This is a genomic window from Candidatus Cyanaurora vandensis, assembly GCF_013285555.1.
GTDB lineage: Bacteria > Cyanobacteriota > Cyanobacteriia > Gloeobacterales > Anthocerotibacteraceae > Cyanaurora > Cyanaurora vandensis.
The window spans coordinates 1-3,076 of sequence record NZ_JAAXLT010000205.1; the positions used below are offsets into that span (position 1 = coordinate 1).

Here is a 3,076-nt window from a genome sequence, read left to right on the forward strand (position 1 = left end):
CTCGATGAGCTAGATGCCACCCTCCCCCTATCCCCCGCCTTCATCGAACAGCCCGCGCCCCTCGTCCTACGGGTCCCCGAGCGGGAACTAGTGGCTCTGAAAATCTCCGATCAGCACGATAATTTACAATCCCTTAAGATACCCAACGGCTAAAACGCTGGTGATCCGAGGACTAAGCCGGATGAATCAAGGATAAGGCTTGATCAAAGCGTAACCACCAATTAAGAGCAGTTAGCATTGCTTGGACACGTTCCAGATCCATCCCTTAGCTTGTCAGATTAAGTAGCCACACCTTAGCCCTGAAGAAGCCCCTCCGCCTGAGGCTTTTTACTAAGTGAACGAGGCTCAGAGCCCAGTCAACGGGGCTTTTTACTGAGTGGACTAGGTTCAGAGCTGACGCTTAGCTTTCCCTTGCCATGCGCTCCCACCAGGGCGGAACAGGGAGGGTTTGTTCGATGAGGTCTTCCAGGACATCGCGGGTCTCTTTAAAGCTGAGGAAAAGCCGGGAATTGATGGGGTGGGCGAGGACCCCGGACCAAGCGGCGGTGATGACTTCGGGTTGACAGACCACTTCTTCAATGTCGCGCACGAAGTCTTGCTCTAGCTTCTGGATAACGAGTTCTAGGAAGTGGAGGAGGTTACGCTGGACGGCGGGTTCATGCTGGGCGCGGGGACAGAGGTAGATGAACTGCATCCGTAGGTGGTCTTGTTGCCACAGCGGGCTATGGCGGTCAAGGAGGACATACTTCTGGGCCAGTCGGTGGTCGGGGGTCAGCAGGGGTTGCAGACCGGCGGGGATGGGCATTAGGTCTAGCAGTTGTTGGGCGACTCTGGGAGCAATGCGCTGGGCAATGTGGGCGATGAGAGCCTGGGCGGGGGCGGGGCGTTGCCAGGAGACGACCGCCGGTTCCCAGGGACGCAGACAGGCTAGCAGCTGGTCGGGGGGCAGGACGGCGCGGTGGACGATTTCTTCGAGGAACTGGGTCTCTTGGTCAGGGTGTTGGTCGCCCTGCATCCCCTTGAGGACCATCGCCAGGGTCAAGGCAAAATGCTGGGCATTCAGGAGCGGCTGGGGTCCAACGAAACCTTCGAGTTTGAAGGCTAGGGCATCGAGTAAGTGGAGGGCTTGGGCCGCATCGCTCAGCCGGGCTTGGGCTTCCTCAGCCGAGACAGCATCGGCGGCGCGGGTGAGTAGCTCTAGCCGGAACTTAATCGTCTGCGTGTACAGTTCGGTGATGACCGGCTTGGTCATGAACTCGTGCTTGAGTTTGTGTCGCTCGGTCCAGCTTTTGAGGTCGTCGGGATTTTGTTGCCAAGCGCTGAAACAGTGGGCGAACTCCTGTCCAGTGATGACTGGGGGGTGTTCTGTCATCAGGGCATGGAGGCGGATTAGTTGACCATCCCGGAGGTAGACGCATTCATTCAACCGGAGCAAGATGGCCCAACTGGATCCCTCCAGGTTTTCGGCAGTCCAGAGTTGGGTAAAAGGGGCAGTGGGCGTGGACTGGGTAAGGCGCGTTGCCCCCAGTTCATCTAGGAGGTCCGGGCGGTTGAATAGGGCCTCCGCCAGCCGGGGTTGGGTGAATTTGAGGAGGTTCACTAATAAAAGGATGTCCCAGTCTATTTCCTGGGGTTCGTAGCGTTCGAGTTCACCCTTTAAACTCCACAGACTCCGTACAAACATCCGTAGTCGGCGTGGATTCTCAGGTAACAGGTGAAAGTTGCGCTCTAGGGCCTCGGTACTGATAAAAGTGCAATAGCGTAAAACATCATTGCGGGCCAGGGCCAACAGGTCGCGGCGGGTCAAGGGCGGGAGCCAGCGCGGGAAGTCCACGATTTTTTCGAGGAAACGAGTACCGTCACCCCAACCCGGATGATGCCGCTTGAGGGCTAACCCGACCACATTAGGGTCAAAGCACAGCACAAATACGAAGCGGGGTAAGTCGAGCAGTTCGCGGATGGCATAGAGCAGTTCGGGGAGCAGGCTCAAGTCCGTGCGGTCGAGGTCGTCGACCAAGATGATCACCCGGCGTTGCCCCAGGCTCTGATTGAGTTTAGCTAGGCCACTGCTATTACCCAAGAGCCACTGGTTCAAGACAGTCAGGCCACTGGCGGTGCTGGTGGGTTCAGGGGCGGGTTTCTCGGCGGATTCGCCGTTGGACCACTCGAAACGGCGGGCCAACCCGTTCATGCGGACACTGTTGCGGGCACTGACGTAATCCTTGACATTGACCCCAGCGGCGGTGAGGACGTGGTGCAGTTCATCGGTAAAAGACAGCCACATCTCGGTGGGCGTATTGAACTGCCAGGGATTAAAGCGGACGACGAGGTGTTTTTGGGCCAGGGCCATGGACTCGATGAAGTACATAACCGAACTCTTCCCCGCGCCCCACTCGCCATAGACGCCAATCCGCACGGACCAATCGGCGGGCGTGGTATCGGCAATATTGAAGACCTCGCGGGCAAAACTCCAACGATCCAAAAAGTCTTCTTCGCGGCGGGCGACGGGATTGTCAAAGCCTTCGGTAGTGGTCCTTGCCATTGGCAACCGGGGGGAGGAGTGTCGCCACCCATAGTACCCATCCTGAGTCATTTCTTTACATCTTCGTTACCTATGATGAAAGCAGGACTATCGCAGGATACGGATGCAAGGGGTTGATGTGACGACGCTGGGGGCAATCCTCCACGAGCTAAGAGGCCAGTGGGTCCCGGCGCGGGTCGAGGGGGCACGCCAGGAGAACCCCCATACTGTCCGGCTCATCCTCCGTAATGCCACCCAACAGGCTGGCCTAGAGGTCTCCTGTCATCCCGTCGCGGCCCGGATTCACCTCTCGACCCAGAAGATCCGGGGCAAGTCTGGGAGCCGTTATCCCTTCGCCCAACAGTTATTCCAACATCTCGGTGGTCAAGTCCTCATCAATATCGAGCAGCCTTTGTGGGAACGGGTCGCCACCCTCGAATTCGCGCTCAGGCCCCAGGCTCCCGTTACCTTCCGGCTCTACGTGGAGATCATGGGCAAATATAGCAACCTCATCTTTGCGGATGCCCAAAACAAAATTCTCTGCTGTGCCCATAC

At 57.8% G+C, this 3,076-nt stretch carries 2 protein-coding genes; one reads left to right on the forward strand and one right to left on the reverse strand.

What is annotated here, in order from left to right; genetic code table 11:
• Window positions 1-400 precede the first annotated feature (400 nt).
• The gene (locus tag HFM78_RS14530; protein ID WP_287130172.1) at window positions 401-2,542 is read right to left on the reverse strand and encodes a P-loop NTPase fold protein; all 2,142 of its coding nucleotides are present in this window, start codon (window positions 2,540-2,542) and stop codon (window positions 401-403) included.
• A 103-nt stretch (window positions 2,543-2,645) separates the two neighbouring features.
• Here HFM78_RS14530 and HFM78_RS14535 point away from each other — a divergent pair.
• A partial coding sequence (locus HFM78_RS14535) for an NFACT family protein (RefSeq protein ID WP_287130173.1) occupies window positions 2,646-3,076 on the forward strand: 431 nt, incomplete at its 3' end.

Coding starts and splice junctions, on each gene's coding strand:
- HFM78_RS14530 (WP_287130172.1), bottom strand. CDS start 2,542: ATGGCAAGGACCACTACCGAAGGCTTTGACAATCCCGTCGCCCGCCGC.